Below are 26,004 nucleotides of genomic sequence, written 5' to 3' on the forward strand. Positions count from 1 at the left end.
GAGTGAGATTGATGTAAAGTGATTGATACCGGGAATTTTGTTACAATGCGTCGTGCCGAAATTATCGTGAGAAAACCGACACTTGCAGGTGTCCTTCGGGCCGAACGCGCCGTCGCTCTGGCCGTGCCCCCCACGCCCCTGTTTGAGTTTGAAGCGCAGGGTAGAAAGATCTTTGCGAAAGCTGAATCGCTTCAGCCGATGGGCGCGTTCAAATTACGAGGAGCTTGGCACCGGTTGAGCGCCCTGGGCGATGAAGAACGACGTCGCGGAGTCGTTGCTTTTTCGTCGGGTAACCACGCTCAGGGCGTGGCATGGGCGGCAAAGCGGCTCGGCATTTCAGCGGTGATCGTCATGCCATCCGACGCGCCGGTCGCTAAGCTGGCCGGCACGCGGGCGCTTGGTGCCGAAATCGTCCTTTACAATCGTGAAACCGAGAGTCGCGAGGGGATTGCAGCGGAACTTGCTGAAAAAAGCGGTGCTACCCTCGTACCAAGTTTCGACGATCCGTGGATTATCGAGGGTCAGGGCAGCGCCGGGATCGAGGCCAGCGTCCAGATGGCTGCGCGAGGCCATGGCGCGCCCGACCTGATCGTGACGCCATGTGGGGCGGCGGACTTGCAGCGGGGTTGGCGCTATCCTGTCCTGACGCCCGAATGGTGATCGTCGAGCCTCAACATTGGGACGATATGGGCCAATCGCTTGCTCTCGGAGAGATTGTCGAGGTTGCCAGCGATGCGCCTGCGACCTTTTGTGACGCACTGATGTGCCGTCGTGTGTCTGATCTGACCTTTGAAATCCTGCGAGATTCTGGTGCGACAGGCGTTGTGGTCAGCGAAGCGGAGATTGAATCTGCTATGTGCTATGCTTTCTCAAAGCTGCAGATCATTCTCGAACCCGGCGGCGCGGTTGCGCTGGCTGCAATATTGTCAGGAAAAGTCATCGTCACAGACAACACACTGGTCGTCCTGTCGGGAGGAAACGTTGATCCCGCCGCGTTTGCGGCCATTCTGGCACGGTCGGAGACGCCTACATGACGAGTGGGGGCATAACAGTCGGTGCAGGTCCGTGGGTGCTCGCCATCGCGATGATCGCGGTATTTGCCCTGCTGTGGGGCGGTTCGCGGCTGATACGGGGCCGGACTGACCGAAATAAGGGATGGTTGATGATCGTCGCCGCAGCGGTGCTGCTGGCGAACGTGGCGATACTGACGCTTTAGAAATACCCGGCTAAAGACAAAACCGCTTCCCTGAGCCTGTCGAAGGGCTGCACTTTTCTTTCGCAAAAGTTGAAACAGGACAGCCCTTGGACAGGCTCAGGGAAGCGGGATTGGAGCGAGAGGCGCAGGAAGCGGCTCTCCGGATCGACTACCGAATCGGCGAGTCGGGCGACAGCCGCATATCCAGATACTTATCCACAGACCCCATCAACTCGGGGAGTTCGTTCTGGAACAGGTGATTCGCACCCTTAATCTCGTCGTGGTGGATTGTGATGTGCTTCTGCGTCCGCAACTTATCCACAAGCTTTTGCACAGCACCGGGTGTGACGACTTCGTCGCCCGTTCCCTGAATTATGATTCCGGATGAAGGACACGGTGCAAGGAACGTGAAATCATACATATTTGCCGGCGGGGCGATCGAGATAAACCCCTTGATCTCTGGGCGGCGCATCAACAACTGCATACTGATCCAGGCACCAAAGCTGAACCCGGCAATCCAGGTCGTCTGCGCTTCGGGATGGATCGACTGTACCCAATCGAGCGCCGATGCGGCATCCGACAGTTCGCCGATGCCGTTATCGAACACGCCCTGTGATTTGCCGACGCCACGGAAATTGAACCGCAAAGTCGCAAAACCACGACGCACGAACGTCTGGTAAAGCGACTGGACGATGCGGTTGTTCATCGTGCCACCCGCCTGTGGATGGGGATGCAGGATCATCGCAACGGGTGCGCGTGGACGCGGCCCAGGATTGAAACGACCTTCGAGGCGACCTTCGGGGCCGGGGAAAATAACTTCTGGCATGAGCACTTTCGAACATGGAGAACAGGAAATGCGGCGCACGCAACGTCGCGCATTGCAGACGCGCGCTATATAGCTAGGGGGGTCGCAAGAGCAATGATTTCGAACTGAAGGGCATTCATGGCCGACCGGCTCTATCTCGATCACGCAGCGACGACGCCCGTCATAGCCGCTGCGCGCACTGCTTATGCCGACGGATTGACCCGTTGGGCCAACCCTTCTTCGCCCCATGCAGAGGGCCGGGCGGCCCGTGCCGCGCTCGAGGATGCCCGGTCGCGAATCGCCGCGGCGCTCGATTGGGATGGCGAGGTTATCTTTACCAGCGGGGCAAGCGAGGCGCTGTCGATCGCGCTTGGCCGTACTCACAGTGACGCTGTTCTGGTCAGTTCCGTTGAACATGATGCGGTCCACCGCGTTGCACCCGAAGCCTATATGGTGCCGGTGGTCAGCGACGGGACGGTTGCCCATGACGCACTGGTTGGGCGGCTTGGCGCACTGGGCGCGCGTAACCCATTGGTCGCAATTCAGACAGCCAACAACGAAACCGGCGTACTTCAGCCTTTGGGTTTGCTGGCCGGTATCGTTCGCAGCGCCAATGGGGTTTTGCTCGCTGATGCGTCGCAGACAGCCGGGAAACTGCCATTACCTGAAGCCGACATCATCGCGGTATCGGCGCATAAACTTGGTGGGCCTCCGGGCATTGGGGCGTTGCTGGTTCGTGATTTCGGAATGCTGCAACCGAGCGGCGGACAGGAACGGGGTTACCGCGCGGGTACCGAGAATTTGCCTGCTGCAATGGCGTTTGCCGCTGCGCTGGAAACTCAGCGGGGCTGGTTGACCCGCGCCGCCGACCTTCGCGCGCACCTTGATGGAGCGATCGAGGGTGGTGGTGGTCAGATCGTTGCAAAATCAACACCGCGAATTGCCACCATCGCTGGCTATCGGATGGTTGGGGTGGCGTCCTCGGCACAACTTATCCAGTTCGATATGGCAGGCATCGCGGTTTCGGCGGGCAGCGCATGTTCCTCTGGCAGCCTCAGGCCAAGCCACGTCCTCGCTGCGATGGGCTGGGGCGAAACCGCTGCGTCCGAAGTTATCAGGGTCAGCTTTGGTCCGGAAACAAGCCGCGCGGACATTTATCGGTTCATCGAACAATGGCGGCGGATCGCGGGCGGCGGCAGATGATTTATCTCGACTATCAGGCCACGACGCCGCTCGCGCCAGAGGCAAGGGACGCGATGTTGCCGTGGCTTGGCACCGATGGCTCAGCCAATCCGCATTCTGTCCATGCCCCCGGTCGCGCCGCCAAGGCCGCCGTCGAAGTCGCCCGAGAACAGATCGCCGCTCTGCTGCCTCCGGGCGGCAAAGTCTGGTTCACGAGTGGAGCAACCGAATCCGCCAACTGGGGGCTACGGGGCGTTGGACTGGGCGGTATAGTCACGCTTCCGACAGAACACGCCTGCGTCCGCGATACTGCGCTGTGGCTTGGCACTCACAATCATGACGTCACTTTTATGCCCGTATCCGGTGAGGGACTCGTCGCGTCGATCGAAATACCGACCAACACCCGCATCGTCGCGGCCATGCTTGTGAACAATGAAATCGGGGTGATTCAACCCGTCGCTGAGCTGGCTGCCAAGGCGCATGAAGCGGGCGCGCTGTTCTTTTGCGACGCCGTGCAAGGTTATGGCCGCGTCTCGATCCCTGAAAACTGCGACCTCATCGCCATCACCGCGCACAAGATTCACGGACCGAAGGGGATAGGCGCGCTCTGGGTCCGTAATGGGGTTGAGCTTGATCCTTTGCTGCTTGGGGGCGGGCAGGAAGGTGGCATCCGCTCCGGCACCCTGTCGCCAGCCTTATGCGCCGGTTTCGGAGCCGCTGCTGCCCTTATGGCCGCACGCGCAGACCAGGACGCTGCCCATATCGAACGCCTTTGGACCCTCGCCCTGACCTATCTGCCAGACTGGCAGATCAACGGTTCGCTCCAGCATCGCTACCACGGCAACCTCAACATCCGCCGGGATGGGGTGGATGCCGCACGCCTGATCTCCGAAGTCCGCAACGTCGCGTTTTCCGCCGGTTCGGCCTGCGCAAGTGGTTCGGGCCGCCCCAGCCATGTCCTGAAAGCCATTGGCTTGACCGACGCACAAGCCCGCTCCAGCATCCGCCTCGGATTCGGTCGCTACACTACGGAGGCTGAAATCGACGAAGCAATGTTATTCATCAACACCGCTGCCGAACGCCAGTTGAGTATCGCCGCATGATTCGTGTGCGGTTCATTTCGGCGGACGGTGAGACCATTCATGACCTTCAGGCGAACGAAGGCGATCGCCTGCTCGACGTCGGGCAGGCGGACGGTCAACCACTTGAGGGCACCTGCGAAGGCCAGATGGCGTGTTCAACCTGTCATGTCATTGTCGATGCCGCTGACTTCGCTCGGCTCGATCCGGCGACCGAGATGGAGGAGGATATGCTCGATCTCGCTGCCCACGCCACGCGAACAAGCCGCCTTAGTTGTCAGATATTCCTGGATAAATCTCTCGATGGACTGACCGTTCGTATCCCGTCCGAAAGCCGCAACATGCAGGGCCGTTGAACCGCTCTGCTTTGGGGCGTTGAAAAGCTCGAAGCTTTTCGCCATATGCGCTTTCGAAAGTCGGGCGGACGGTGCTCTCGCCAACCTGGTCAGATCCGGAAGGAAGCAGCCACAACGAATTCGTATCGGGTCGTCCGGCTTTCACCGCGTGTTGCGCGGAGCGTAGCGAAAGCTACACGAACAGCCGCAACGCGCGCGGCCAGCGAACGCAGTTCGACTGACGACGCGGCTTTGCCGCGGCCCTGTAACTCGCTAGACCGAAACTATGACCGCACAACCCTACCGCGTCCTTGCCCGCAAATATCGCCCGCAAACCTTCGCCGAACTCATCGGCCAGGACGCGATGGTCACGACGCTTGGCAACGCGATCAAACGCGACCGCCTCGCCCATGCGTTCTTGCTTACCGGCGTTCGCGGGGTCGGCAAAACATCGACTGCGCGACTGATTGCCAAAGCCCTCAATTGCATCGGCTCAGACGGACAGGGCGGTCCAACGATCGCGCCCTGCGGCATTTGCGAACCCTGCATCGCCATCGCCGAAGGCCGCCACATCGACGTCGTGGAAATGGACGCCGCGTCGAACACTGGCGTCGACGACGTTCGTGAGATCATCGAGGGCGTTCGCTACTCGGCCGTCTCTGCGCGCTATAAAGTCTATATTGTCGATGAAGTTCATATGTTGTCGAAGAACGCCTTCAATGCGCTTCTGAAGACATTGGAAGAACCTCCTCCACACGTTAAGTTTTTGTTCGCGACGACTGAGGTAAACAAGGTTCCGGTGACCGTCCTGTCACGCTGCCAGCGCTTCGACCTGCGGCGTATCCCTTCGGACACGCTCGGCGCGCATTTCGCCATGATATGCGATGCCGAACATGTCGAAGCCGAACCCGAAGCGCTCGCCCTGATTGCCCGTGCTGCCGAAGGCTCGGTCCGCGACGGCCTGTCGATCCTCGATCAGGCGATTGCCCACGCCGATCTGGATGGTGGCGGTCTCGTTACGGCAGTCCAGCTTCGCGATATGCTTGGCCTGTCGGACCGTGGCGCGCTGCGGCGGCTGTTCGGACTGGTTCTGAAGGGGGACGGGCAGGGCGTTCTGGCCGCGCTCGCCGAACAGCATGATCTCGGCGTCGATCCGGCTGCGGTCCTGCGCGGCTTGCTAGAGATTGTTCACGCGACTACCATTCACAAGGTCGGAGCCCCGAACGATCCCGCGCAATCTGTCGAAGAACGCAACGCCCTGAAGGAATGGGCGACCGGCCTCAGCTTCGCGCTGCTCCATCGCCTCTGGCAACTATTGCTCAAGGGACATGACGAGGTCGCCAAGGCCTCCGACCCCCGCGAAGCCGCCGACATGGCGGTCCTGCGGGTCGTTCACGCCAGCACTTTGCCCGACCCCGCCGATCTCGCCAGAAAGCTGGAGAGCGGCGTGGCAATCGCCAATCCCGCACCGAACGCCCCGGATATGCCCACGTTACCAGCAACTTTCGAAGCGCTAATCCAGCTTGTTGAAAAAGCTGGCAAGTATCTGATTGCCCAGCGCCTTCGCGACGAGGTTGGCCTCGTCCGTTACGCGCCGCCTGAATTTGCGATCCGGCCCAGCCGCCCGTTCGATACGCGCGAACTCGGACAGGTGCTGAAAGAAGTAACGGGCGTTATCTGGCAGATCGCTACCGAAGATGCCCCAGCGCAACCGACGATCCGCGAACAGGAGCTGGCCGCTGAAGCTGCGGCGCGTGAAGCGATGCTCGCGCAGCCGGTTGTCCGTGCGGCTTTCGAACATTTTCCCGAGACCGAGCTGATAAGCTGGTCCGAACAACGGAGTGCAACTCAATGAATTCCATCGACGATATCCTGAAAATGGCTGCGAATGTTCAGGAAGAAATGGCAAAGGCCCAGGCCAATCTCGACACGATCGAGGTAGAAGGCGTGTCGGGCGGCGGACTGGTGAAAATCAAGGCGACAGCCAAAGGCCGGATCGTAGGCGTGGATATCGACGAATCGCTGTTGTCTCCAAGTGAGAAGACGATGGTCGAAGACCTGATCGCCGCCGCACTGAACGACGCTCGGACAAAGGCGGATCAGGTGTCCAATTCAGAAATGCAAAAGATGACGGCAGGAATGTCGTTGCCACCCGGTTTCAAACTTCCGAGTTAAAATGCGATAAGTCCAAAGAACATCCGCAGAAATAAATCCGTTTCCCTGAGCCTGTCGAAGGGCTGCCCTGCTTGCTAGTCGAATAGAGAAAGGCAACCCTTCGACAAGCTCAGGGAAGCGGTTCCGACCCGTACCGTTCGACCTGTACTGTTTGAGTTTTCATCTAAATTACGTCGCCCTCAACGGACGAGAGCTAACCCAGACACCCGTCCATATCCTCACGCCGCACGACCCCGGCCCGCGCCGCAATCGCGCCGCCATAACGCCGCGTATAACCCGCAGGAACGCTGGCTTCGCGCTTTTTGGGCAGGGGCAGCACAGCAATGATCCGTGCGGCCTCGATCGGTGTCAGATGGCTCGCATCATGTTTGAAATACCGCTGGCTACCCGCGTTGACACCATAGGTGCCGATCCCGGTCTCTGCGATGTTCAGATATACTTCCATGATCCGCTTTTTGCCCCAAAGCTGCTCGATCAGGACGGTGAACCAGGCCTCAAGCCCTTTGCGGAAGAATCCGCCACCCTGCCAGAGAAAGGCGTTTTTCGCCGTCTGCTGACTGATGGTCGATCCGCCCCGGATATGCTTGCCGCCATTTTCGTTGCGTTTCCATGCTGCGGCAATGGCTTCGCGGTCGAACCCATTATGGGAACAGAACTTTGCGTCCTCACCGGCGATTGCCGCGCGCGCCGCCGTGCGGTCCATAATCGACAGTGGCATCCAGTCCTTCGATATCGAATGTCCGCCTGCCATATCGCCAAGCATCGTGAATGTGATCGGTGGCGGCACGAAACGATAAACGAGTACCCAGAGGACCGAAATCGCGACGAACCAAAGGATCGCCCGCCCAATGATCCAGCCCACGCGATATACGCCCCAACGTGAAGCTGGGCGACTTGAACCTCGGCCGGGTGAACCGGAGTTGCGACGGGAACCGCTTGCGCGTCGTGAAGATTTAGCCATGACGCCGCCGATAAGTGGTTGATGGTCTCCCGGCAATCATGCCTTTCTTGAAGGATGAGAATATGCCGCTCGCGTTCACACGCGCTTGCTTTCACCTTGCAGGCATTGCTCACGAGACCTGAACTTCACGATTTTTTGGGTTTAGTGGCCGGCCTCGACACATCAGCCTGCACCGTCGATCCCGGCCCGCGCACCAAATTTACCGAATTTGACTCGCTTAGGCTCGATACAAGCGAATTGACCATATGAAGGCATGTGGGGGTGGGGAAGTCGTTCCCCACCCCCCTAAATCAAGCGAGTGCCATCGTCCCATTGCCGACCGCAATCCGCACCATCGCCTTTTGCAGCTTGTCGAACGCGCGCACTTCGATTTGTCGAACCCGCTCACGGCTCACACCATAAACCTGGCTCAACTCTTCGAGCGTCTTTGGATCATCGACCAGGCGACGCTCGGTCAGAATGTGCTTTTCGCGATCGTTCAGGTCATCCATCGCTTCGCCCAGCATGGCGTGACGGTGAGTGCGTTCCTGGCTGTCGGCGATCTGCTCGTCCTGCAACGCGCCTTCGTCTTCCAGCCAATCCTGCCACTGACCTTCGCCATCCTCGTTCATCGACACATTCAGCGACGTATCGCCACCCATCGCCATGCGACGGTTCATGCTGATGACTTCGGCTTCGGTCACGCCCAGATCGGTCGCGATTTTCTTGACGTGTTCGGGGCGCAGATCGCCATCCTCAAACGCTTCGAGGTTGGATTTCATGCGGCGCAGGTTGAAGAACAGCTTTTTCTGAGCTGCCGTTGTGCCCATCTTTACCAGCGACCAGCTACGCAGGATAAATTCCTGAATCGAGGCACGGATCCACCACATCGCGTAAGTGGCGAGGCGGAAGCCGCGATCGGGCTCGAACTTCTTCACACCCTGCATCAATCCGATATTACCTTCGGAGATCAGTTCGCTGACGGGCAGGCCATAGCCACGGAAACCCATCGCGATCTTCGCCACGAGTCGCAGATGCGATGTGACGAGCCGCGCTGCTGCCTCCGGGTCGCCATGTTCGGCAAACCGTTTGGACAGCATATATTCTTCTTCCGGTGTCAGGAGAGGAAATTTCCTGATTTCAGATAGATAACGGTTGAGGCTCGCTTCGCCCCCAAGCGTCGGAACAGTGGAGGGCAGATTGCTCTTACCAGCCATAATAGTGTCAAACTCCCTGGTATGGTGCCGATGCACCATATCTGTACCAATCGTTATATAGCAAGTTCTGTGAACAACACCTGCATATCTTCCGGCATTTCGCTTTCAAACGACATAGTTTCGCTTGTGACGGGGTGGATGAATCCCAGCCTTGCTGCATGTAACGCCTGACGGGAGAAATCGAGCCGCTTTAAAAGCGCGCGGTGGGCGGGTTTCATGCGGCCATAGACAGGATCGCCGAGCAGCTGGTGCCCGATCGACGCCATATGCACCCTGACCTGATGCGTGCGGCCGGTTTCCAGCCGACATTCGATCAGCGACGCCTCGCGCAGCGGTTCGATCAGACTGTAATGCGTGACAGCGCGCTTGCCGTTTTCGACGATCGCGACTTTCTTGCGGTCGTGCGGATTGCGCGCGAGCGGTGCGTCGACGCTGCCGCTGGTGGCGATTCCCGTCACGATTGCCATGTAACGCCGGTCGATCGTGTGTTTTGCGAACTGTGCCGACAACCCTTCATGCGCGCGGTCGGTCTTTGCGACGACGAGAAGGCCCGAGGTGTCCTTGTCGATCCGATGGACGATACCGGGGCGCGCAACGCCGCCGATGCCGGATAGACGGCCCGCACAGTGGTGAAGCAAGGCGTTGACCAGCGTGCCGTCGAAATTACCAGCAGCAGGATGCACGACCAGACCGGCGGGCTTGTCCACGATCAGCAGATAATCGTCTTCGAACACGATCTTCAGCGCAATATCTTGCGGCAAATTATGCGCGACCGTGGGGTCGGGGATATTGATTTCATACGGAGTTCCGCCAATCGCCTTCGACGAAGGGTCGCGCGACAGACCCTTGGGACCGGTAACCTGACCTGACGATAGCAGCGCCTTGATCCGCTCACGCGAAAGCGTCGGGATCGCCACCGCAAGCGCCCGGTCGAGGCGCCAGCCGGTCGCGTCATCGCCCAGCTTCACCGAAAGTGTGGAGAAACCCCCGCTCATTGGGTAAGCAATGTGGGGATGACGGTAGAAATTTCAAGCGCGGCACGTGAAACGATGCTGGCCCTGGCCGCCGATAACCCGTTAAGCGAGGTTTGCGGCCTATTATTCGGACAAGGAAGCCGGATCGATGCCGTGACGCCAGTCCGTAACGTCGCGGAAAACCCCCTGGCGAACTTCGAACTCGATCCGTCGGCATTGTTTGCTGCCCTGCGGGAGGAGCGAGCGGGTGGTCCAACCGTATTGGGATATTTTCATAGCCATCCCAATAGCTTATCGAGACCATCCGCCACCGATATCGCGATGGCCCGGCCCGATAATCTCATCTGGATCATCATAGGAAATGAATTGACCGCCTGGCGTTCGACCCCTTTCGGATTCCGCCAATTGCGTGTGCACTAGATTGCCCAACTTGCCCTTCGCCGCACAGTCCGTCAAAGGTGCCCGCGCCATTCGGGATACCCAAACATGACCGTCAACGCCGTCGATTTCGCCAGCCTCCTTTGTTCGCGTCTCTGCCATGATTTGCTCAGCCCGGTCGGTGCGCTGAATAACGGTATCGAGCTCCTCGCCGAGGAGAACGACCCTGAGATGCGGGAACGCTGTCTCGAGCTTCTGGCCGAGAGCGCCCGCGTGTCGGCGAGCAAGCTGAAGTTCTTTCGATTGGCCTTCGGTGCTGCCGGCGGTTTCGGAGACGTCGTCGATACCCGCGAAGCAAAGACCGCGATCGACGGTTTGCTGGGCAGTGACGGTCGGATCGAAATTAACTGGCTGGTCGGGGAAGCCACACTGTCCAAGACAGCGATCAAGGTTCTCCTAAACCTGACCCTGATCGCCGGCGATGCATTGGTCCGTGGCGGCAGGCTCGACATCGGTGGCGAAGTTGTAGGGGGCCGTACCGAGATCGTCATCCGCGCCGAAGGTCCACGACTGGTCCTCGACACAGAACTCCGTACTGCGTTGAGCGGAGAGGCCGACGAAACCGCACTCACGCCTCGTGCTGCTGCAGCATGGCTTGTCCATACCCTCGCAACTGAAAGCGGGGGCCATGCGCAGGTCGCATCGACCGATCCTGCATTTCTGCTGTTCGGCGCGACGCTCGGCCGGGCCTGAAAGCCGGCCTAACTCGTTCTTAACCATCGCTGCCGCAAAAAGGCGGCGTGGATGATCTGACCCAGGAATTCGTCGCGGAAACGCGCGAGATGCTTGAGCATGTAAGCAATGCTTTGCTCGACTGGGAACGCAATCCCACGGCAGTCCGCGATTTCGATGATATTTTCCGTTTCTTTCATACAGTGAAGGGCAGTTGCGGATTTCTCGATCTGCCACGCATCGAGAAACTGGCACATGCCGCAGAGTCGGTGCTGGGTGATCTACGGAGTGGAAAGCGTAATTCCGATGCAGTTCTCGTCGGTGGCCTGCTTCGTGTCATCGACCGCATCATGGTTCTCACATCCGCGCTGGAAACAGGGAATTCTGCCCCTGACGAGGCAGCGGACGCGGCGTTCCTGACGGCACTCGAAACGGGCGTTGCTCCAGAGACATTCTATGCCTCAGCACCAGTCACGCGTCGCAGAAATGTGCGCATCGATATCGATCTGCTCGACGCCATGATGACTCAGGTGTCCGATCTCGTCCTTGTCCGCAACGAATTGATACGCTCCCTTCGTCCGACACTTGGTGCAGACGCGACGGCAAGTTTGCTGGATGCCCTTTCTGCGCGCATCGGCGAACTGCGTGGCAGTATTGCGCGGGCCCGAATGCAACCCGTCGACCGCTTGTTTGCCGCACTCCCTCGATTGGTACGCGACACCGCTTCGGAGCTTGGCAAATCCGTGCGTCTTGTCATCGAAGGGACCGATGTAGAACTCGATCGTGAGATGGTTGAACAACTCCGCGACCCTCTTATCCATATCGTCCGCAATGCCATCGATCATGGCGTCGAATCCGCTGAACGTCGCATGGCTGTCGGAAAGCCAGTCGAAGCCGAACTAAGGGTGACTGCCCGGCAAACCGGCAATCAGGTTGTCATTGCGATTTCCGATGATGGCAAAGGCATCGATATCGATCGACTGCGCGCACGGGCGGTTGCGATCGGATTGAGGGGGGCAAATTTGCTCTCGCCCGAAGCCGCAGCGAACTTGATTTTCCAGCCCGGCCTGTCGACCGCCGACGCCGTGACGGCAATTTCCGGCCGCGGTGTGGGCATGGATGTCGTCCGTGCCAATATCGAAAAGCTGGGCGGGAATGTCTCGCTCGTCAATCGCATGGGTGCTGGGCTGACGATCGATATCTGTGTTCCGCTGACGCTCAGCATCGTCACCGTGCTTACCGTCAGCGCTGGCGGTATGACCTTTGCGGTGCCGCGTGCCATCGTTCAGGAGGTTCTGTCGATCCGTTCGGAAGCGGTTAGAATTGAGCGACTGGGTTCAGGACATATCGCAACTATTCGCGGTGAAAAGCTCGGTACGCTGTCGCTCGCCTCGGTTCTTGAACGGGATGAGGGAGATCAGACGCATTTGCTGATTGTTCAGCCGACTGGTGGACAGCGTTATGGCCTGCTGGTCGAAGCCGTTCATGATCAGGAAGAAGTCGTTGTCCGACAGGTCGCGCCCCGACTGGCGACAACAGGCGTTTTTGCAGGACAGGCTTTACCGAATTCGGGATTACCGATCCTGGTCATCGATGTTCTGGGTGTGGCGCGGCGTGCCGGGTTGAATGTCGATCGTGCAGAGGCGGTCGTCGCTGCCGTGACACCGGTGGCACTCCCGACGATTTCGGTGCTGTCGTTTATTGGCCTAGACGGTCAGTTGTGGGGCGTTCGGACAGCCTTGGTGGAACGGATCGAAGATGTGCCGCGACGTGCCTTTACGGTGCGTGCCGGGGATGCCTTTGTAACACTGGACGGGTTACTTTCACCAGTCGTTCTGGACGGTGCGCTGCCCGCGACGGACGAAATCGCCCTGTTACGGTTGAACGATGGCAAAAGCCGTCTTGGATATCCGGTGTTGCAGATCGAGGATCTTGTCAGGATCGATGAAGCGTCGGTACTCAGCTCCGACCGGAACCCGATTGCGGTCGTGGACGGAGAAGTGATTCAACTCCTTGACGAAAACATCTTGTTTTCCGGGGTAACACCCAAACGAAAAGCGGCCAGCCATGCCATCTGACAAATCGGGTAGCCTGTTTGTGATTGCAGTCGTCGCAGGTCAGCGGATCGCACTGGATGCCGCCAGCGTCGCATCGGTGGTGGACCTGACCAATATCGTGCCCGTACCGCTTGCCCCCGCACATGTACTTGGCCTTTGCACGATCCGCAGTCTGATCCTGACCGTCGTCGATCTGGCATGTGCGTTGGGTCAGCGTCCTGAGCAAATTTCCAAACGAGCGGTAACGATGGAGATCGAGGGTCATCATTACGCCTTCATCGTAAGCAGCGTGGAGCAGGTCGAACCAAGTATCGAGCCGGTTCAACTGGTAGATCAAAGCGTCGGCGCGAACTGGGCTGCGGCGATAACGGGCAGGATTGAAACCGAAAGCGGCACCGCGTTGCTGCTGGAACCCCAACGACTGATCGGCACAGGCGCTGAAATGGGCCTCGTCGGTGCTGGCGACAAAACCTATCTTGTCCCGGCTGATACAAAAATGGTCCATTAAGCCGACAGGATTAACGCAACGCTCATCACTCGATGCTAATACGGTGAATAATCGTTTCCGATCGAAAGTATTCAATGTCGAAATCTTGCCTGATCGTCGATGATTCCAAGGTCATCCGGAAGGTAGCTCGACACATTTTAGAGGCGCTCAATTACACCGTGGATGAAGCGGCAGATGGGCGTGAGGCACTCGATACTTGCCGCCAGAACGTTCCCGACGTGATTCTGCTCGACTGGAATATGCCGGTGATGAGCGGCATAGAATTTCTTCGGGCGATCGACAACGATCCGCTCTCAAGCCGTCCGAAGATTGTGTTTTGTACTACCGAAAATGGTAATGCACACATTAAGGCCGCCATCGATGCCGGTGCCGACGAATATATCATGAAACCTTTCGACCGCGAGACTTTGCAAACCAAACTCGCGCTGGTCGGTCTTGGCTAAACTGCCTCAGCAACGGGACGACGTTGGTACCGTCGGGTTAAACGGTGTCAGAATGAAAATTCTGATCGTCGACGATTCGGTCGTGGTCAGGACGATGCTCGCACGAATGCTCGAGGAGCATTCCGCATTTGCCGTGGTCGGCCAAGTTGATCGCGCCGAGCGTGCCATCGACTGGTTGTCGCAAAACCGCGTCGACATCGTATTGCTCGACATCGAAATGCCTGATCGCGACGGATTGGCGGCGTTGCCTGACGTTATTGCGGCGGGAAGAGGCGCGCGGATCGTCATGGTCTCGTCATCGACAGCGCAAGGTGCGTCGGTCACTTTGCAAGCTTTGGCCGATGGCGCAGCGGACGCTGTGGCAAAGCCAAACGTCGGTGCGCTCGGTCGGCATTTTGCAGTTGACCTGATTGAGCGATTATTGCGGATAGGCTCGGCCGATTGCAGCAACCCCTCGACCGCAGCAGAGAGGTTTAAGCTTCGTGAGGTTGCAACCGGATCGATACCAATCGTTGCGATTGGTTCGTCGACCGGCGGTCTGCACGCGCTCACGACGTTCTTCGCGGCAATGCCCCTTGCATTCGATGCCCCGATTTTGGTCACTCAGCATCTCCCGGCTGCGTTCATGCCATTTTTTGCCGACCAACTTGCCACGATGTCGGGACGACCGTGCAGCGTGGCTCGCGACGGCGCGGTTGCCGCAGAGGGAGCGGTTTACGTCGCTCCGGGGGATGCGCACCTGATTTGCGAGCGGCGGGGATCAAAGATTCTAACGCGGCTACATTCGGGCGAAGTTGCCAATCGAAGCTTGCCGTCGATCGATCCCATGTTCGCCAGCGTCGCAACGGCGTTCGGCTCGAGCGGCATAGGAGTTGTCCTTAGCGGGATGGGGCGGGACGGAGCCGAAGGTGCTGCGCTGCTCGCCGGCGCGGGTGCCGATGTAATCGTGCAAGACGAAGCATCCTCAGTGATATGGGGGATGCCAGGTGCTGTCGCGCGGGCGGGCTTGGCAAGCCTTTGTGGACCTGCCGATGCACTGGCGCGACACATTGTCAGGCGCGGCGCACAATGAATGCACTGGCTGTCCCATCACCGGCACTCACTGTTTTTGCCGATCTTCTGGAACGGCGCACTGGTCAACGTATCTCTGCGGGCCGTTCCTGGCGGATCGAGGCTGCCCTGCGTCCGTTTTTGCGCGAATTGGATATACCGAACCTTGGAGTGCTGGCGGAACGTATAGCGGCGCGCGATGAAGCATTGAGCACTCGTGTGACCGAAGCGCTGTTGAACAATGAAACTTCCTTTTTCCGCGACTTCAACATGTTTGAGCTTTTCAGTCAGGGCGCGCTTTCGTCGCTGGCCGAATCATGCGCTGTCACGCGCAGGTTGCGGTTCTGGTCGGCGGGATGTTCGACCGGGCAGGAGGCTTACACACTTGCGATGATGCTCCGCGATCAGGGCGCGCGGTGGGAGGGTTGGGCCTTCGACATTCTGGCGACCGACGTTTCCGCGTCGGTCATCGCGCGTGGTCGAGCAGGACGTTATTCACAGTTTGAGATACAGCGCGGACTTCCTGTTCGTACGATGCTCAAATGGTTTGAACAGCAGGGTGAGGATTGGGTGCTCGATCCTGATGTGCGCCGGTCAGTGCGTTTCGCCACCCATAATCTGCTGTCACCGGCACCCGGTCGGTTCGATGTGATTCTCTGTCGTAATGTGCTGATGTATTTTCAGGCGGAGGCGCGCGCGCAGCTTTTCGATCATCTCGCTGACGCGCTCGACCCCGGCGGAATATTGGTAATGGGTGCTGGAGAAACCGTTATCGGCCAGACGGCCCGATTCAAGCCGCATCCTGAGTGGCGCGGCTTTTATGCCGGTGTAAATGCTACCGATCGCAAGCCCATGCCCTCTGTTATTGACGGGGCGAACCACCCGCGCGCATGAAGGTGCGGCATGACCGCCATGATCGACACCCCATCGCCAAATTTCGATGAACGAAGGTTGCCGGTTTCGATGCTGGTGCTTCATTATACCGGGATGATCGACGCGGCTTCGGCAATCGCGCGACTGACCGATCCAGAGGCCAAAGTATCTGCGCACTATCTGGTCGCCGAAGATGGGCAGATCGTCCGGATGGTCGATGAAACGAAACGGGCATGGCACGCGGGTAAATCGTACTGGCGAGGCATCGACGACATCAACTCCGCAAGCGTCGGCATCGAATTGGTCAATCCTGGGCACGAATTCGGATATCGTCCATTTGCCGAGGCGCAGATCGATGCGCTTGTTCCGCTGGTCTCCGAAATCGTCCAGCGTCATGGGATTACGCGGGGCAATGTGGTTGGTCATTCCGATATCGCCCCCGCACGCAAACAAGACCCGGGCGAATTGTTTCCGTGGAATCGATTGGCGAAAGTGAGGCTCGCCTTACCACGCCCGACGCGCAATTTAATGGACCCCCACTGGAGTGACGCTGGCTTTCTGCTTGCCCTTCAACGTTTCGGTTACGAGATCGCGGACACGCTTGCTGCGACTGTCGCATTTCAACGCCGTTTCCGCCCTGAATTGCTCGACGGCACGATAGATGGCGAGTGCCGATCGATCCTGCTCGCGCTTTTGCTTCCCAAACCGCAAGGCGACGACTAGGCGGAACCGGTCAGAGGGTCGGGCGACCGCCGCGTGAGCAATTGCGGGGAGGAAAGTCCGGGCTCCATAGAGTGAAGGTGCCGGGTAATTCCCGGCGGGTCGGGGAGTAGTCTCCGGTCAAGGGACAGTGCCACAGAAAACAAACCGCCACAGGTTTCCGGACCTAAAGCTTCGGCGTGGCAAGGGCGAAACGGTGCGGCAAAAGCGCACCGCGCGACGGGCAACCGTAGCGGCATGGCAAACCCCACCTGGAGCAAGACCGAATAGGGACGGCATATGGGCCTGCTCGGCTCTGTCGTCCGGGTTGGTTGCTTGAGGCCATGCGCAAGTGTGGCCCTAGAGGAATGGTCGCACATCACGCGCAATCGTGAAGACAGAACCCGGCTTATAGACCCTCTGACAATTTCCTTTGCAGCGAGAGATTGCTCCGGAATGGAGAGAACCATGGTTGCAGTGGCCGGCAAACTGGTACAGACCATGAACGTGATTGGGGCTGCCAACGAAAACCGGGACGCGTTCAGGATTGCCGCGATAACCGGCGTGTCCAAGGGGCCGGCGGAATATCACTCGGGGTTAGGTCAACGGCAGCAAGGGCAGGGGCTTGTCCTGACATGGGAGGATGAACGAGCCATCCTTTCAGCTCCGGCGTGGAATGCGGTATCATGGAAGCAGCGCATTGACCTGTTGCAGGGCGTACTGGCGACATTCGAATGTATTTCAGATCGCCCCTTGGCAGAGATGCTTTGGCTCTTCTCGGGCAAGGTAACGCGGAAAGCGAATGCTTCCGCTTTGCTAGGGCAGTGGATCCAGGATTGCGGACCTCCGCTTCTGGACGTGATCGATCTGGTCGCTGAGCAGCATAACGAAGGGATGTTGATTAAGACTGTCGGACTCTCGGCCGTTGTCGGGCATGAAATCGATGCGCTCGTTAACAGAGACGGGGATGAGGAACTGGCGAGAATGGTTGGTCGTCTGGCTCAGGAGACATTGATAAACGGACCGCTTCTTACCGTCGGCGCGATTGGTCCCGATGGTAGCGAATATCGGTTCGAGCGAATTGCTGAAACAGATTCCCGTGCCAGAACGATTCGCATCCTCGTTAAAAACACATTCAAAAACGGACTCATCTCCGCGTGCACAAAAGCAGGATGTGCGCAATTGGAACGCCTAAGTAACGAATAGGGACATTCGAGCTTGGGACTGCATTTTTCTATGGTGAACACCAGGGGGCGCTCGAATTCATAGAGGGCTGGCAACGACATCACCTCATTCCGCAACAATGCATACGCGACGCACGAACGCGTTCGTTTTTTTCTGTGATGTACGGCCGGGGTTTCAGACTCAACGATTTCTCGACAAATGGAATATTGCTGCCAACGACTCATGTGCAGGCTGCTCTATCCGGACTTCCGGTGCATTCGGGGCCTCATCCAGAATATAATCTCAAGATAATCGATGCGATCGGGTTGCTCGCTATCCGCTTCAATTTTGCAAACTGTCCGCGTGAAGCACATGCTGCTCTTTCTCATGTGCGTCTTATCCAGGCCCGGCTCCGCGTTTTCATGTATCAGGATCGCCCGATTCCAATCGACACGATAGAGATACTGACGCTCGCAAAGAGTAGCCGGGTTATCGATCGGGCAACCGATACGTTGCTACATATGTGCCGCACCCCTGCTGGGCGCGGTTCGTCGTGATAGACGCATAAGGCCCTTTGCACTTTAGCGACGCTTTGCGTAGGCGGTCGACCGTGGCGAACGAAATACAAAACATCCGACTGGCCGCGCTTATTATTGCCGACGAGGCCGTGGTCACACCCTTGGTTCTCGGGCGGTCGCTCACTGAGTTACAGATCGCCCGTGTCGTTTCTACAGGCGCGCGCCATGTTGTTTGTCTTGTCCGACAGGTTTCGTCGCAGATATTAGCTGTTGCTGATAACCTCCGCGCGAATGGACTGACGATCGACATTGTTCGATCGGTAGCAGATGCCGCAGATGCAATTCATCCCGACGAGGCCGTCTTCCTAGTTGCATCGCAAGTGCTCGTTTCGGGTAAAACGCTTGGCGAGCTAGTGTCGAGCGGCCCACCATCGTTGCTGTGTGTCGGCAATGATGCGGCGACTTCGCAATTCGAGATCATTGATGCCACGACGCGCTGGACGGGGTATGCCCTGCTCGACGGTGCAACTTTGCGAAGTGTCGCGAATATGGTCGGCGACTGGGATGCCGCCTCGACCCTACTTCGCCAGCTCGTTCAGGAAAATGCGCGTCGAATCGTCTTGAATCAGGCACAAGTTGCGGACGCAATGCTCAACATTCGCAACACTGCGGAGGCAACCCAAGCAGGCCGCAAGTTATTGGACGAGGATGGCGACCACCGCCAGAGCCTTGGGGAGTATTGGCTTGCCCGACCGGTCAGCCGATTCCTTGCGCGACTGGCTGGTGAACTAGGACTGAAAAGCCAGATAATCGAATTTTCTGCCATTGGAGCAGCAATCGTTGCTGCGCTCATCGGTCTGACGGGCTGGCTGGGTGTTGCGTTATTGATACTCCTGACAGCATATTTTGCGCGATCAACAGCGGTACTTCTGGCGGCTGCCCTTGGAGAAATTCATCCCCGCGGTATCGTTTTCCGTTCAGTGATGACAAGTGCTGCGGTGGTAATCGTTGGTGCGTGTTCAATAAGCTTCGCATCGAGAACGGGACAGTGGGGGTGCCTACTTTTGGGCGGACTTTTGATTGGTGCTCAAACCCTGATTGCTCAACGTCGGCCCAATCCCAGAAGTTTTTCACGTTGGCAGGCGGATCCACTCAGCAGCATCGCTTTATTATTTCTCGGTGTAATCTCGACGATTCCGGTTGCCGGTCTCTTTCTAGCGGCGGCCCACGCTGTTGCGAGTTATCTTCTGCTGAATCATCGGACGACGAACGTGGTTTTCGATGAGGAATAACGTGGTCTTAACCGTGCGCGGATTAAGGCGGTTCAATGCGACAGTCCGTTTCCTCGCTCGTTGGCACTCCAACGCCTGTTTCCAGCGTGGTGCCGAGCCATGTCTGACGTCATCAGGGGGCGTGTCGATTTATCTGGCAAGCTGATTGCCGCCGACGCGATGCTTTTACGATTGCAGGAGCAGGCGGGCAGTAGCCTGGGCAACGATATCGCGGTTCCGGCGCTGGCGAGCATCGTTCGCTTAGCTCGAACGCTTGGCGTTTTGATTTCGCGCAGCGTGATCTGTGCGAATGGCGACCATGATTTAGAGCTTATCGTTCGTGCCCGCCCCGACAAAGATGGAGTCAAACTTTCCATCGGGGGATGGATGCCGCGACCTCTGCGCCAGCCCTGGTTACCTCCCCACGATGTATCTTCTGATGCACCGGCTGACAGCGAGATTAGCTGGAGTTGGGAAACCAATGCGAAATTGGAGATTTTGAAGACGTCCGATCTGATCGACCCAGATATTATCGGACAAAATCTGACGCACGTTTTTCGGTTAATTGAGGATAATCTCGGTACGATGCCGATCCTCGAAGCTGCGGCAAATGGAAATAGTTTTACCGATCAGCCCGCAGTCATGCGCGCGGAGCCCGAACAAGAGGTTGTGCTTTCCGGTCGACCAGTCCGCGACGAGCAGGGGGCGTTCGCTGGCTTTGAGGGCAGCGTAACGAGCGCCAATCAAAGGGGCGATGCCGAATCGATAACAAAGACCGACGCGGGTGCCGCATTTACCGAAAAGCTGGATGCGGCGTTGCGCGCTCCTCTTAGCCGAATAGTTGCCAATGCTGACAGCATCAGCGCACAAACCGATGGTCCGTTGCGCCGCGACTATGCCGACTATGCTGGTGATATCGCGAATGCCGCTCGTCACCTGCTGGCGCTAGTCGATGATCTTTCCGACTTGCAGACTGTCGACCGAGCGGATCTGCATGTCGAATCTGAGGAGATCGATCTGGCTGATCTGGCGAGGCAGGCATCGGGCTTATTGAAGGTTCGAGCCGGCGATCGCGAAATTCGAATCGACAGTCCGGGAACGCATGACGCTCTTGTGGCGCGTGGGGACTACCGGCGAGTTTTGCAGATAATGGTCAATCTGATCGGCAACGCCATCCGATATTCGCCAGACGCTGGAATGATCTGGATACGAATCGAGAAAGATGAGGACACCGCAGTCCTGATCGTAGCAGACCAGGGCAAGGGCATTGCTCTGGCCGATCACATCCGCATCTTTGAAAAGTTCGAGCGCGTCGATCCGTCCGAGCCCGGCGGAAGCGGGCTCGGACTGTTTATCTCCCGCCGCCTGGCTCAGGCGATGGGTGGAGACATCGTAGTCGATTCGGCACCGGGGCAGGGTGCCCGTTTCGTGCTTACCTTGCCCGCTGTTTAGCGCTGACCGACCGGTACATAATCGCGCTGCGTCGGCCCCGTGTAGAGCTGGCGCGGACGACCGATTTTCTGTTCAGGATCGGAAATCATCTCGTTCCACTGAGCAACCCAGCCAACGGTTCGGGCCAAGGCAAACAGCACGGTGAACATTGTCGTTGGGAAACCGATCGCAGACAGGATCACTCCAGAGTAAAAATCGACGTTCGGGAACAGTTTTTTCTCGATGAAATACGGATCGTTCAGCGCCATCTCTTCGAGCTGCAAAGCAACGTCGAAGATCGGATCGGTGACGTTCAGTTCTTTCAGAACATCACGAACAGTCTGCTGCATTACCGTAGCGCGCGGATCGTAGTTTTTATAAACGCGGTGACCAAAGCCCATTAGGCGAAACGGGTCATTCTTGTCTTTGGCGCGTTCGATGTAATGCGGGATACGATCGGGCGTGCCGATCTCGCGAAGCATATTGAGCGCAGCCTCGTTCGCGCCGCCGTGCGCTGGTCCCCAAAGGCAAGCGATACCGGCAGCGATGCAAGCAAACGGGTTGGCACCTGACGAACCGGCAAGACGCACGGTGGACGTTGAGGCGTTCTGTTCATGATCGGCATGAAGGATGAAAATCCGGTCCATCGTCCGCTCGATGATGGGGTTGACCTCATATGGCTCGGCCGGATTCCCAAAGGCCATACGCAAAAAGTTGCCCGTATAGGACAGGTTATTCTGCGGATAGACGAACGGGCGACCAACTGAATACTGATACGCCATCGCGGCGATCGTTGGCATCTTGGCGATCAAGCGATGGGACGCGATCATGCGCTGCGTAGGGTCGGTGATCTCGGTCGAATCGTGATAGAATGCGCTCAGTGCGCCGACTGCACCGCACATGATAGCCATCGGATGTGCATCGCGACGAAAACCACGGAAAAACATTGCCATCTGCTCGTGGAGCATGGTGTGGCGCGTGATCGTGTTGGTGAAGTGATCCAGCGTGGACTTGTCGGGCAGTTCACCGTTTAGCAGGAGGTAACTGACCTCCATGAAACTCGACTTTTCAGCGAGCTGGCCGATTGGGTAGCCACGGTGGAGGAGGACACCCTCATCACCGTCAATATAGGTGATCGCGGAGTCGCATGAGGCGGTCGATGTGAAGCCAGGATCGTAAGTGAATGCCCCGGTCTGCGCATAAAGTTTGCGGATGTCGATGACGTCTGGGCCAACAGTTCCCGACAGGACTTTATAGTCGAAATCCTTGCCTTCGAAATTCAGCTTCGCTGGTGCATCCGCCATGGTCGAACTCCTTTATAGATTTATGATGCGCCCGATGCGCTGTCTGTCAGGCAATCGTCAAGACGCCCCAGCGACTCCTCACGGCCGAGAAGCACCAGCACGTCGAATATTCCAGGCGAGGTCGTACGACCCGTCAGCGCCGCCCGCAGGGGTTGCGCTACTTTGCCAAGTCCAAGTCCGGCATCCTCCGCGAACCTTTTTACCGCATCTTCCAGTGCCGCTGCGGTCCATTCCGAACTGTCTGCCAGTACAACGCGGACATTCCCGAGCAGTACCAACCCCTCGGGTGATAGCAGTGCAGAGGCTCCGGCGTCGAGACCCAGCGGACGGCTTTCGAACAGGAAAAGAGCACCGTCTGCCAGAGCTAGCGTCGATTTCGCACGAACCTTCAATGAAGCCATCGCTGTGGTCAGGATTGCCTGTTGGTCCGTATCCAGATCTCGACCGAGTTTCGTTGCGATCAGCGGCGCAGCAATTGCAGTGAGACGTGGATCATCGGCTTCACGGAGATAATGACCGTTGATATTTTCAAGCTTTTTAAGATCGAATCGCGAGGGCGATCGCCCGACGCCGTCGATGTCGAACAGCGCGATTGCCTCTTGTCGACTGATCATCTCGTTGTCGCCGCTGCCCCATCCAAGACGGAGGAGATAGTTCGAAAGCGCTTCCGGCAAGATTCCGAGTTCGTCGCGATAGACTTCGACGCCCAGAGCACCGTGGCGCTTCGACAGTTTCGCACCGTCAGCTCCGTGGATGAGTGGGACGTGTGCATAGACAGGCTCGTCCCAGCCCATTGCGCGAATCAGGACGAGTTGGCGGAACGCGTTGTTTAGATGGTCGTCGCCGCGAATGACGTGGGTGATGCCCATGTCGTTATCGTCGACAACGACGCTGAGCATATAGGTTGGGGTGCCGTCCGAACGGAGCAGAACGAAATCGTCGAGTTCAGCGTTTTGTACCGTGACCGGACCCTGAACGCGGTCCTTTATCGTCACTTCGCCCGTCTGGGGCGCGCGAAGGCGAACCACGTAAGGCAAATCCGGAGCATCGGTGCGATCGCGCCAACGGCCATCGTAGCGAAGAGGTTGTTTGGCGGCGCGCTGAGCGGCGCGCATTTCCTCCAACTCTTCCGTCGTAGCGTAGCAGCGGTACGCGTGCCCGGTTGCGAGCAATGTGTTGGCGACTTCTGCGTGGCGGGCGGCTCGGGCAAATTGGAAAACGGCGTCACCGTCCCAGTCGAGGCCTAGCCACTTCATCCCGTCGAGGATCGCATCGATCGCGCCCTGGGTAGAGCGGGCGCGATCGGTATCCTCGATTCGCAGCAGGAAGGTGCCGCCGAAGTGGCGGGCGTAGAGCCAGTTGAACAAAGCAGTGCGCGCACCGCCGATGTGCAAATATCCCGTCGGCGACGGTGCGAAGCGGGTTACGACAGGCTTGGTTGGTATGCTTGCGCTCACGCGACTTAATCTCCAGTCAGGGCGCAATGGATGCGGTATTCGACAGCGCCCCTAGCACGCTGCCCGAAACGCGCCAATCGGGGCTTTTAACGCGCCTGAATAGAAAAATCGAAACTGCGCTCGACTATCAGCGCGACCAATTGCCGCTTTGGCTGCCTATCATGCTCGGCTGCGGGATTGCGGCGTGGTTCCTGTTGCCCGGCCGAAGCGACTGGGTTGCGTGGATTGTCGGGATGATCGCGATTGCCGGAGGTGGGCTTTTGATGCCCAAGTACGGCAGGCTGAAGGCCGCAATGATCATCGCGCCGCTGACCTGCGCGCTGGGCTGTGGAATCGCATGGGTGCGGAGTGAAGCAGTTGCCGCGCCGGTGATGTCGCGACTGGCGATTGAGGCATTCAGTGCGCGGGTCGAGAGGATCGATATCCAGCTAACCAAAGATCGCGTGAGGCTGACGCTGTTGCCAATCGATGCTCCGACTTTGCCTCTCCGCGTGCGGATCAATGTCGATTCGGCGGACGCTCCGTCGAATCTAGCGATTGGTGACCGGATTCGAATGAAGGCGCGTTTGCTGGGGCCTCAGAATGCGAGTGTGCCGGGCGGTTACGATTTTTCGCGTGCGGCGTGGTTCATGGGGTTGGGGGCGACGGGAAAATCGCTTGGGCCGGTGGTGCGTGAGGGAAGTGAAGCACCGAATGCGCCGGGTATTCGGGATCGGTTATCGGCGCATATCAAGACGCAAGTGGAGGGGAGTGCTGGCGGTATTGCCGCTGCTTTTGCGACGGGGGACCGGGGAGGGATTGCGACTTCGGATGAGGATGCGATGCGGGCGAGCGGGCTGACGCATTTGCTCTCGATCAGTGGGCTGCATGTTACGGCTGTCGTAGCAGCTACGATGTTGATTACATTGCGGTTAATGGCGTTGAGCAGTCGGCTTGCCCTGCGATTGCCGCTGATTGTCGTGGCAGCGGGCGCGGGAGCTTCGGCGGGGATCGCTTACACGCTGCTGACGGGTGCGGAGATTCCGACGATTCGGTCGTGCGTCGCGGCGGTGCTGATCGTGATCGGTGGAGCAATGGGGCGACAGGCGTTCACGCTGAGGCTCGTAGCGGGGGCGCGCTTGTCGTGCTTCTGGTCTGGCCAGAATCGCTGATTGGTCCCAGTTTTCAGCTCAGTTTTGCGGCAATTACCTCGCTTGTGGCGCTGCATGAATGGGGACCGGTCCAGCGACTGCTCGCCAGTCGTGAAGAGAGCATTTTTGCCAAATTTGGACGCGGCGTGCTGTCGCTCCTGATGACGGGACTGGCGGTAGAAGTCGCGCTGGCCCCCATCGCTCTTTTCCATTTTCACCGACAGGGGCTTTACGGGGCGCTCGCCAACATCGTCGCGATCCCGTTGACGACGTTCGTCACAATGCCGTTCGAGGCGCTGGCGATCGTGTTCGATACGATGGGGCTGGGCGCACCTTTCTGGTGGTTGACGGGGCTATCGCTGGACCTTTTGCTGGGCATTGCGCGCCATGTCGCGGCATGGCCGGGCGCGCAGGCGGCATTGGCGAGTGTTCCGACAGGGGCGTTTGCAATCACGCTTGGCGGGGCATTGTGGGTCATTTTATGGCGTGGAAATGTGCGCATTTGGGGTTTTGGGCCGATTTTGGTCGGAATTGCCTGGATTCTGGCAACACCGTCACCCGATCTGATCGTTACCGGGGATGGCAAACACATGGCCGTCAGGGGCGATAATGGTGATCTTGCGACGTTGCGGACGCGAGCCGGGGACTATGTGCGATCGACGCTGGCAGAACGCGCCGGCGACCTTGGCGAGTTGGGGGATCTGGACACTCTGGAAGGGGCCAGTTGTTCGGACGATCTGTGTCGGGTGACACTGATGCGGGATGGGCGGGCGTGGCGGATTCTGGCGACGAGGAGCCGTTTCATTCTGCCGATCAAGGCGTTTGTGGCGGAGTGCGCAGCAGCGGATATCGTGATTAGTGACCGACGATTGCCCCGGACGTGTAAGCCGCGCTGGCTGAAGGCGGATCGGCCTCTGCTTGAGAAAACCGGAGGGCTGGCAATCAACTTTGGCTCTCAGGCGGTCGATACCGTCTCAGGAAACGATGACGATCATCCGTGGGTGGTTGCGCGGCGGGTCGGATTGGCAACGAGGTTCGAAGGTAAGTTTCCAAGGACGTTCAAAAGAAGTCCGCTTCCCTGAGTTTG

General features: G+C 58.4%; 24 protein-coding genes, 2 other RNA genes and 2 pseudogenes. 22 read left to right on the plus strand and 6 right to left on the minus strand.

Annotation, left to right across the window (positions count from 1 at the left end; genetic code table 11):
- Nucleotides 1–45 precede the first annotated feature (45 nt).
- Nucleotides 46–1,034 (plus strand): annotated as a pseudogene (locus D3Y57_RS18510) (threonine ammonia-lyase).
- Nucleotides 1,031–1,216, plus strand: a complete 186-nt coding sequence (locus tag D3Y57_RS18515; protein ID WP_121154989.1) for a hypothetical protein — start codon at nucleotides 1,031–1,033, stop codon at nucleotides 1,214–1,216. Before D3Y57_RS18510 ends, D3Y57_RS18515 begins: the two are co-directional and overlap by 4 nt.
- Nucleotides 1,217–1,364: 148 nt before the next feature.
- Here the strand turns inward: D3Y57_RS18515 and D3Y57_RS18520 are convergent, their stop codons facing one another.
- Nucleotides 1,365–2,021: an alpha/beta hydrolase gene (locus tag D3Y57_RS18520; RefSeq protein ID WP_121154991.1), complete on the minus strand. Its 657-nt coding sequence runs from the start codon at nucleotides 2,019–2,021 to the stop codon at nucleotides 1,365–1,367.
- Nucleotides 2,022–2,138: 117 nt separating this feature from the next.
- On the opposite strand from D3Y57_RS18520, the gene D3Y57_RS18525 reads away from it, so the two are divergent.
- The 6 genes from D3Y57_RS18525 (at nucleotide 2,139) to D3Y57_RS18550 (ending at nucleotide 6,771) form a co-directional block, all read left to right on the plus strand.
- The gene (locus D3Y57_RS18525; RefSeq protein WP_121154994.1) at nucleotides 2,139–3,203 is read left to right on the plus strand and encodes a cysteine desulfurase family protein; all 1,065 of its coding nucleotides are present in this window, start codon (nucleotides 2,139–2,141) and stop codon (nucleotides 3,201–3,203) included.
- The gene (locus D3Y57_RS18530; RefSeq protein ID WP_121156189.1) at nucleotides 3,200–4,285 is read left to right on the plus strand and encodes a cysteine desulfurase family protein; all 1,086 of its coding nucleotides are present in this window, start codon (nucleotides 3,200–3,202) and stop codon (nucleotides 4,283–4,285) included. Before D3Y57_RS18525 ends, D3Y57_RS18530 begins: the two co-directional genes overlap by 4 nt.
- Nucleotides 4,282–4,617 (plus strand): 2Fe-2S iron-sulfur cluster-binding protein, encoded by a 336-nt coding sequence (locus D3Y57_RS18535; RefSeq protein ID WP_121154996.1) that lies wholly within the window; start codon nucleotides 4,282–4,284, stop codon nucleotides 4,615–4,617. The genes D3Y57_RS18530 and D3Y57_RS18535 overlap by 4 nt, the downstream gene beginning before the upstream one ends.
- A gap of 53 nt (nucleotides 4,618–4,670) precedes the next feature.
- Nucleotides 4,671–4,765: signal recognition particle sRNA small type (gene ffs / locus D3Y57_RS18540), an RNA gene on the plus strand.
- Between the two features lie 117 nt (nucleotides 4,766–4,882).
- Nucleotides 4,883–6,451 (plus strand): DNA polymerase III subunit gamma/tau, encoded by a 1,569-nt coding sequence (locus D3Y57_RS18545; RefSeq protein ID WP_121154999.1) that lies wholly within the window; start codon nucleotides 4,883–4,885, stop codon nucleotides 6,449–6,451.
- Nucleotides 6,448–6,771: a YbaB/EbfC family nucleoid-associated protein gene (locus D3Y57_RS18550; protein WP_121155001.1), complete on the plus strand. Its 324-nt coding sequence runs from the start codon at nucleotides 6,448–6,450 to the stop codon at nucleotides 6,769–6,771. Before D3Y57_RS18545 ends, D3Y57_RS18550 begins: the two co-directional genes overlap by 4 nt.
- A gap of 193 nt (nucleotides 6,772–6,964) precedes the next feature.
- Here the strand turns inward: D3Y57_RS18550 and mtgA are convergent, their stop codons facing one another.
- From mtgA to D3Y57_RS18565, 3 genes are all read right to left on the minus strand, one after another.
- On the minus strand, nucleotides 6,965–7,732 hold the full coding sequence (mtgA, locus tag D3Y57_RS18555; protein WP_121155004.1) for a monofunctional biosynthetic peptidoglycan transglycosylase: 768 nt from the start codon (nucleotides 7,730–7,732) through the stop codon (nucleotides 6,965–6,967).
- 290 nt (nucleotides 7,733–8,022) lie between these two features.
- Nucleotides 8,023–8,928 carry an RNA polymerase sigma factor RpoH gene (gene rpoH, locus D3Y57_RS18560; RefSeq protein ID WP_121155006.1) on the minus strand — a complete coding sequence of 302 codons (906 nt, stop codon included), beginning with the start codon at nucleotides 8,926–8,928 and terminating at the stop codon, nucleotides 8,023–8,025.
- A gap of 53 nt (nucleotides 8,929–8,981) precedes the next feature.
- On the minus strand, nucleotides 8,982–9,923 hold the full coding sequence (locus tag D3Y57_RS18565; RefSeq protein ID WP_121155009.1) for an RluA family pseudouridine synthase: 942 nt from the start codon (nucleotides 9,921–9,923) through the stop codon (nucleotides 8,982–8,984).
- 18 nt (nucleotides 9,924–9,941) lie between these two features.
- Here D3Y57_RS18565 and D3Y57_RS18570 point away from each other — a divergent pair, with 18 nt between their 5' ends.
- The 13 genes from D3Y57_RS18570 (at nucleotide 9,942) to D3Y57_RS18630 (ending at nucleotide 21,047) form a co-directional block, all read left to right on the plus strand.
- Entirely contained in the window at nucleotides 9,942–10,322 is a 381-nt protein-coding gene (locus tag D3Y57_RS18570; RefSeq protein ID WP_121155011.1) for a M67 family metallopeptidase, read from the plus strand.
- Nucleotides 10,323–10,388: 66 nt separating this feature from the next.
- Nucleotides 10,389–11,033: a histidine phosphotransferase family protein gene (locus D3Y57_RS18575; protein WP_121155014.1), complete on the plus strand. Its 645-nt coding sequence runs from the start codon at nucleotides 10,389–10,391 to the stop codon at nucleotides 11,031–11,033.
- A gap of 47 nt (nucleotides 11,034–11,080) precedes the next feature.
- A complete protein-coding gene (locus D3Y57_RS18580; protein ID WP_121155016.1) occupies nucleotides 11,081–13,090 on the plus strand; it encodes a chemotaxis protein CheA in 2,010 nt (669 codons plus the stop codon).
- Nucleotides 13,080–13,577 (plus strand): chemotaxis protein CheW, encoded by a 498-nt coding sequence (locus tag D3Y57_RS18585; RefSeq protein ID WP_121155018.1) that lies wholly within the window; start codon nucleotides 13,080–13,082, stop codon nucleotides 13,575–13,577. The genes D3Y57_RS18580 and D3Y57_RS18585 overlap by 11 nt, the downstream gene beginning before the upstream one ends.
- 74 nt (nucleotides 13,578–13,651) lie before the next feature.
- Nucleotides 13,652–14,020 carry a response regulator gene (locus tag D3Y57_RS18590; protein WP_121155020.1) on the plus strand — a complete coding sequence of 123 codons (369 nt, stop codon included), beginning with the start codon at nucleotides 13,652–13,654 and terminating at the stop codon, nucleotides 14,018–14,020.
- 52 nt (nucleotides 14,021–14,072) lie between these two features.
- Nucleotides 14,073–15,092, plus strand: a complete 1,020-nt coding sequence (gene cheB / locus D3Y57_RS18595; RefSeq protein ID WP_121155022.1) for a chemotaxis-specific protein-glutamate methyltransferase CheB — start codon at nucleotides 14,073–14,075, stop codon at nucleotides 15,090–15,092.
- On the plus strand, nucleotides 15,089–15,964 hold the full coding sequence (locus D3Y57_RS18600) for a CheR family methyltransferase (RefSeq protein ID WP_121155025.1): 876 nt from the start codon (nucleotides 15,089–15,091) through the stop codon (nucleotides 15,962–15,964). The genes cheB and D3Y57_RS18600 overlap by 4 nt, the downstream gene beginning before the upstream one ends.
- Before the next feature lie 18 nt (nucleotides 15,965–15,982).
- Entirely contained in the window at nucleotides 15,983–16,666 is a 684-nt protein-coding gene (locus D3Y57_RS18605) for an N-acetylmuramoyl-L-alanine amidase (protein ID WP_430739051.1), read from the plus strand.
- A gap of 10 nt (nucleotides 16,667–16,676) precedes the next feature.
- Nucleotides 16,677–17,070: RNase P RNA component class A (gene rnpB, locus D3Y57_RS18610), an RNA gene on the plus strand.
- 40 nt (nucleotides 17,071–17,110) lie between these two features.
- Entirely contained in the window at nucleotides 17,111–17,848 is a 738-nt protein-coding gene (locus tag D3Y57_RS18615; RefSeq protein WP_121155030.1) for a hypothetical protein, read from the plus strand.
- A 59-nt stretch (nucleotides 17,849–17,907) separates the two neighbouring features.
- Nucleotides 17,908–18,363 (plus strand): AHH domain-containing protein, encoded by a 456-nt coding sequence (locus tag D3Y57_RS18620; protein ID WP_277873362.1) that lies wholly within the window; start codon nucleotides 17,908–17,910, stop codon nucleotides 18,361–18,363.
- Nucleotides 18,364–18,416: 53 nt separating this feature from the next.
- On the plus strand, nucleotides 18,417–19,616 hold the full coding sequence (locus D3Y57_RS18625) for a hypothetical protein (RefSeq protein WP_121155035.1): 1,200 nt from the start codon (nucleotides 18,417–18,419) through the stop codon (nucleotides 19,614–19,616).
- Between the two features lie 99 nt (nucleotides 19,617–19,715).
- Nucleotides 19,716–21,047, plus strand: a complete 1,332-nt coding sequence (locus tag D3Y57_RS18630; RefSeq protein ID WP_121155037.1) for a sensor histidine kinase — start codon at nucleotides 19,716–19,718, stop codon at nucleotides 21,045–21,047.
- On the opposite strand, the gene D3Y57_RS18635 is transcribed toward D3Y57_RS18630, so the two are convergent.
- Together D3Y57_RS18635 and gltX are read right to left on the minus strand one after the other, a co-directional pair.
- On the minus strand, nucleotides 21,044–22,330 hold the full coding sequence (locus D3Y57_RS18635) for a citrate synthase (RefSeq protein ID WP_121155041.1): 1,287 nt from the start codon (nucleotides 22,328–22,330) through the stop codon (nucleotides 21,044–21,046). The genes D3Y57_RS18630 and D3Y57_RS18635 overlap by 4 nt on opposite strands.
- 20 nt (nucleotides 22,331–22,350) lie before the next feature.
- The gene (gltX, locus tag D3Y57_RS18640) at nucleotides 22,351–23,787 is read right to left on the minus strand and encodes a glutamate--tRNA ligase (protein ID WP_121155043.1); all 1,437 of its coding nucleotides are present in this window, start codon (nucleotides 23,785–23,787) and stop codon (nucleotides 22,351–22,353) included.
- Between the two features lie 263 nt (nucleotides 23,788–24,050).
- Between gltX and D3Y57_RS18645 the strand changes: the two are divergent.
- Nucleotides 24,051–25,999 (plus strand): annotated as a pseudogene (locus D3Y57_RS18645) (ComEC/Rec2 family competence protein).
- Nucleotides 26,000–26,004 lie beyond the last annotated feature (5 nt).

It is taken from the genome of Sphingomonas paeninsulae (assembly GCF_003660165.1).
GTDB lineage: Bacteria > Pseudomonadota > Alphaproteobacteria > Sphingomonadales > Sphingomonadaceae > Sphingomonas_O > Sphingomonas_O paeninsulae.